Here is a 4,934-nt window from a genome sequence, read left to right as displayed (position 1 = left end):
CCCCCCCCCCCCCCCCCCCACCCCCCCCCCCCCGCGGCGCGTGGGGGGGGGGGGGGGGGGGTGGGGGGTGCCCGGGGCGCCCCCCCCCCCCCCCCCCCCCCCCCGTCCCCCCCCCCCCCCCCTCGGGCGCGCCACTACAAAAAAGAAAGGCCCGGGTTTCCCCGGGCCCTCGTGTTACTGCGGCAGCCTTGCTCAGGCGGCGAACAGTGCCTTCATCTTCTTCAGCGCGTTGGCTTCGATCTGGCGGATGCGCTCGGCCGACACGCCGTACTCATCTGCCAGTTCCTGCAGCGTCACCTTGCTGTCGGCTTCCAGCCAACGGCGGGCGATGATGTCGCGCGAACGCTGGTCGAGCTTGGCCAGACCTTCGCGCAGCAGGCTCAGCTGGTTGTCTTCGCTGTCCTCGCGCTCATAGGCCTGCGACGGATCTTCATCGCGCGCGACCAGATACGCAGCCGGCGACGGCGGCGCATGATCATCGTCTTCATCCGACGGCGCATCGAAACCGATGTCACGACCGGACAGGCGCGATTCCATCTCCATCACTTCACGCTCGGAGACGTTCAGATCCTTGGCGACAGCGCTGACCTCGGCGGCGTTCATCCAGCCCAGGCGGGTCTTGGACTTGCGCAGGTTGAAGAACAGCTTGCGCTGCGCCTTGGTCGTGGCGACCTTGACGATGCGCCAGTTCTTGAGGATGAACTCGTGCATCTCGGCACGGATCCAGTGCACCGCGAAGGAGACCAAGCGCACGCCCATGTCCGGGTCGAAGCGCTTGACCGCCTTCATCAGGCCGATGTTGCCTTCCTGGATCAGGTCGCCCAGCTGCAGGCCGTAGCCGTTGTAACCGCGGGCCACGTGCACCACGAAGCGCAGGTGCGAATGCACCAGCTCACGCGCGGCGTTCAGATCCTGCTCGTCACGGAAGCGACGCGACAGTTCCTGCTCCTCATCGACCGACAGCACCGGGATCTGGTGCACGGCACCGATGTAGGCGTCCAGCGAACCGAGCGCACTGGGGATCGGGAGATTGTTTGCCACAAGGGCAGTAGAGGTGTTCAGGTTCATAGGACCTCATCTTAGCAGTCGAACTATTGGACTGCTCAGTACAGAAAAAGTTCCAGCGTTCTGTTTTTGTTCGCAAACTCGAGGTCAAACCTGAATAGGCGACAGCAACGACGGCATTCCCAACCCCTCCAAGGTAGCAAAGCCAAGGTCACCGCGATATGACAGGAATCAAGGCAGTTCAGCGATCAGACGGCGCCAGATCGGCCAAGGCCGGCAGCCGCCAGTCGATCCGGGTCTGGCCGTTGCGGGCCAGGTAGTCATTGGCCTGCGAGAAATGGCGGCAGCCGAGGAAGCCGCGGTGGGCCGACAGTGGCGAGGGATGCGGGGCCTTGAACACACGGTGGCGGCGGGTATCGATGACCTTGCCCTTCTGCTGGGCGTAAGCGCCCCACAGCAGGAACACCAGGCCTTCACGCTCGCGGTTGAGCACGTCGACCACATGGTCGGTGAAACCCTCCCAGCCGCGGCCCTGGTGCGCGCCCGCCTTGCCCTCTTCCACCGTCAGCACGGCATTGAGCAGCAACACGCCCTGCTGCGCCCATGGCAGCAGACAGCCGTGGTCCGGGCGCGGGATGGCCAGGTCGGCCTCGATCTCTTTGTAGATATTGAGCAGCGATGGCGGCACCGGTACGCCCGGCCTCACCGAGAAGCTCAAACCGTGCGCCTGGCCATAGCCGTGGTACGGGTCCTGGCCCAGCACCACCACCTTGACCTGCTCGAACGGGGTAGCGTTGAAGGCCGCGAAGATTTCCGGGCCGGGTGGAAACACATGTGCCCCAGCGGCCTTGCGCTTGCGCAGGAACGCCGACAGCTCGCGCATCTCCGGCCGCAGCAGCCAGTCGCCGATACGGGACTTCCAGCTGGGCTCCAGCTGGATCTGTACGCCGTCCTCGCTCACAGCACCACCGCCGGCTGGGCCATACGCGCCAGCCGCAGCTGGAACAACACCTTGGTCACCAGCAGGCGTTCTTCGATGGGCTTCTGCACCAGGTCATTGGCCCCGGACTGCAGCAAGGCCGACTGGTTGTGCGGGTTGCCATCACCGGTCATCACCAGCACCGGCAGGCGGCGCTTGCCATAGGCGAAGTCGACGCGGATGCGCTCAACCACATCGCGGCCGCTCAGCTCGCCCTTGAGGGTGACGTCGGTCAGCACCAGGTCCACCTGCCGCGTGGTGCGGCCCAGCGACTCGGCGGTGAGCAGCGAGAACGCATCCTCGGCGGTGAGCACGTGCACGACGTGCAGGTCATGGCGTTCGAGCATGCGCTTGGTGGCCTCGGCCACCACCCGGCTGTCCTCGACATACAACACGGTGGCGTTGGCCACCGGCTCGGGCTGCACATAGCCACGGATGAAGGTCGCCAGGGCTTCATGGCCCAGCGCCTTGTCGAAATAGTCGGTGACGTATTCGGTGAAACGGCGCTGCTCCAGATGCTGCTGGGCGTCGCCGGAAACCACGATCACCGGCACATAGGCCTGCCCCGCGGTTTCACGCACGCCACGCGCCAGCGCCAGGCCATCGCCATCGGGCAAGGCCAGCGAAGTGGTGACCAGGTGCACCGGACCGGCAGCCAGCGCCTCGCGCGCCTCGGCGATGCTGGCGCAGCCCACCACTTCAACGTCGGGCAGTTCGCGCTTGAGCACGTCGCTGATCAGGCGCCGTACCAGTTTGGATCCATCGACCACCATTACCCGCGGCGCGTCGCTGATCAGGTGCTTGAGCTCATGCGTGGACATGCGGGCCTCAGGTTTCAGTCGGGCGAGTCTGCCTGAGGAAGTGACCTGTCACCAGCCATGCCCCCAACCAACCCAGAATCGTGGTGCCAACCAGCACCATGCCCGAATGCAGCAGATCCAGGCCATGCAACGTGAAAGGACTGCCGTAGCTTTGCGACAGATTGGCCAGCGGCGCACGCAGGGCCAGCCCGCACACGCCGATCAGGCCCAGCGCCACGGCTCCGGCGCCCAGCCCGTACCACGCGCCCAGATAGACGAACGGACGACGGATGAAACCGTCGCTGGCACCGAGCAACTGCAGCACACCGATCTCCTCGCGCCGCGCCTGGATATCCAGGCGCACGGTATTGCCGACCACCAGCGCCGCCCCCAGGCCCAGCAGCACCGACAGCACCTGCACCAGCCGCGCACCAAAGCTCAGCCAGCCATCCAGGCGCTGCCGCCAAAGCGCATCGTGCTGGACCAGATCGGCCTGCGGCAGGGTTTCCAGCGACTTGGCCAGGGCAGCATCGGCGCCATCGGTCGGGGTCACGATCAGCAGCGTGGGCAGCGGGTTCTCACCCAGTGCATCGATGGCTTCACCCAGGCCGGCGTTCTGGCGCAGTTCGGCCAATCCTTCGTCCGGCGTACGCAACTGCACCTGCTCCACATCGGCACGGGCGCGCAGGGTCTTGGCCAGATCCTGCGCGGCGGCGGCGTCGACATCGGTCTTCAGGAACAGATTGATATCGCGCGACTGCTGCACGCTGCCAGAGAAATGCTTGAGATTGTCCAAGGCGATCGACAGGCCCAACGGAAGTGCCAGGGCCAGCGCCATCACCGCTACGGTCAGCGCGGTAGCCCATGGCCTGCGCACGGCGCGACCGAGGCTGAAAACCACGCTGTGCAGATGGTGATTGATCCAGGTGGCCAGCCGCGACGGCGCCGCCGTGCTGGTATTGCTGCTGCCGCTTTCAGGCTTGCTGCTGGTAGTCATTCGGCCAGGTCCTGCGGCGAGATGTCATCGACCAGACGGCCGTGGTCGAGGATCAGCACACGCTTGCGCATCTGCTTGAGCAGGGCCAGATCATGGCTGACCACCAGCACGCTGGTGCCACGCGCCGGCAGTTCTGCAAACAGGGTCATGATCTCCGCCGCCAGGGTCGGGTCGAGATTGCCGGTGGGCTCGTCGGCCACCAGCAGCCTGGGCTCGGCGACAATCGCGCGGGCGATGCCGACGCGCTGCTGCTCACCGGCCGACAGTTCGCTGGGCAGCGCCTTCTCGCGATGGCCAAGGCCCATCCGCTCAAGCACCGAGCGCACCCGCTTGCCGCTATCGGCACGGCGGTCACCGCGCAGGATCAGCGGCAGGGCGACGTTCTCGCCGATGCTGCGGTCGACCAGCAGGCGATGGTCCTGGTAGACCGCGCCGACTTCGCGCCGATGCAGGGCAACCTTGCCGCCGCGCACCTTGAGCAGGTTGCGCTCGCCGAAGATGACCGCGCCACGGCTAGGCCGCTCGCTCAGGTGAATCAGCTTGAGCAGGGTGCTCTTGCCGGCACCGGAGTGCCCGGTGACGAACAGCATTTCGCCGGCCGCCACCTCGAAGCTGACGTCCACCAGCGCCTGATGGCCACCGGCATACTGTTTGCTGACATTGTCAAAACGCAGAACGCTCATCGTGCTGATTATGCAGGAGCGCGGGCAGACTGCGGAGGATGCCGGTCACGCGACGTGGGTTACGTGTAGTGCCGAGCCATGCTCGGCAAGGGGCTTTACCGGCCATCAAGCTTGTAGGAGCCGCGTAAGCCGCGAAGCCATTGCTGCATCAACCGGCGAAGGGCCTACCCCTCCCCAACCCTCCCCTTTGCTGCGCAAAAGGGAGGGAGCTGTAGTGCCGAGCCATGCTCGGCAAGGGGCCTTACCAGCCGTGCGGTAAAAGCGGCACGCACCGCGAAGCCGGGATTGCATCAACCGGCAAAAAGCTCACTCCTCCCCAACCCTACCCTTTGCTGCGCAAAACGGAGGGGGCTGTAGTGGGGGGGGGGGGGCGGGCCGGGGGGGGGTGGGGGGGGTTCGCCGGCGGGCGCGCGGGGGCGCGGCGCTGGTAACAGCGGGTCTTTGAGCAGCGGGCCGTGCGGCGCGGGGGC

At 66.2% G+C, this 4,934-nt stretch carries 5 protein-coding genes; all 5 read right to left on the bottom strand.

Going from position 1 to position 4,934, the window contains the following annotated elements:
* Positions 1–192: 192 nt before the first annotated feature.
* A complete protein-coding gene (gene rpoH / locus AC1VXC_RS20770; protein ID WP_282272958.1) occupies positions 193–1,068 on the bottom strand; it encodes an RNA polymerase sigma factor RpoH in 876 nt (291 codons plus the stop codon).
* 178 nt (positions 1,069–1,246) lie between these two features.
* On the bottom strand, positions 1,247–1,966 hold the full coding sequence (ung, locus tag AC1VXC_RS20765) for a uracil-DNA glycosylase (RefSeq protein ID WP_313495672.1): 720 nt from the start codon (positions 1,964–1,966) through the stop codon (positions 1,247–1,249).
* Positions 1,963–2,805 (bottom strand): response regulator, encoded by an 843-nt coding sequence (locus AC1VXC_RS20760; protein ID WP_057628046.1) that lies wholly within the window; start codon positions 2,803–2,805, stop codon positions 1,963–1,965. The genes ung and AC1VXC_RS20760 overlap by 4 nt, the downstream gene beginning before the upstream one ends.
* A 7-nt stretch (positions 2,806–2,812) precedes the next feature.
* On the bottom strand, positions 2,813–3,781 hold the full coding sequence (gene ftsX / locus AC1VXC_RS20755; protein WP_481539949.1) for a permease-like cell division protein FtsX: 969 nt from the start codon (positions 3,779–3,781) through the stop codon (positions 2,813–2,815).
* A complete protein-coding gene (ftsE, locus tag AC1VXC_RS20750) occupies positions 3,778–4,464 on the bottom strand; it encodes a cell division ATP-binding protein FtsE (protein ID WP_481539948.1) in 687 nt (228 codons plus the stop codon). Before ftsE ends, ftsX begins: the two co-directional genes overlap by 4 nt.
* Positions 4,465–4,934: the final 470 nt, after the last annotated feature.

This window comes from Stenotrophomonas sp. STEN033, from assembly GCF_056856655.1.
This window is presented reverse-complemented; position numbering and strand designations above follow the sequence as displayed.

Bases quoted from the DNA above. Each gene is read 5' to 3' on its own strand.
- rpoH (WP_282272958.1), bottom strand. From the start codon at position 1,068: ATGAACCTGAACACCTCTACTGCCCTTGTGGCAAACAATCTCCCGATC.
- ftsX (WP_481539949.1), bottom strand. From the start codon at position 3,781: ATGACTACCAGCAGCAAGCCTGAAAGCGGCAGCAGCAATACCAGCACG.
- AC1VXC_RS20760 (WP_057628046.1), bottom strand. From the start codon at position 2,805: ATGTCCACGCATGAGCTCAAGCACCTGATCAGCGACGCGCCGCGGGTA.
- ftsE (WP_481539948.1), bottom strand. From the start codon at position 4,464: ATGAGCGTTCTGCGTTTTGACAATGTCAGCAAACAGTATGCCGGTGGC.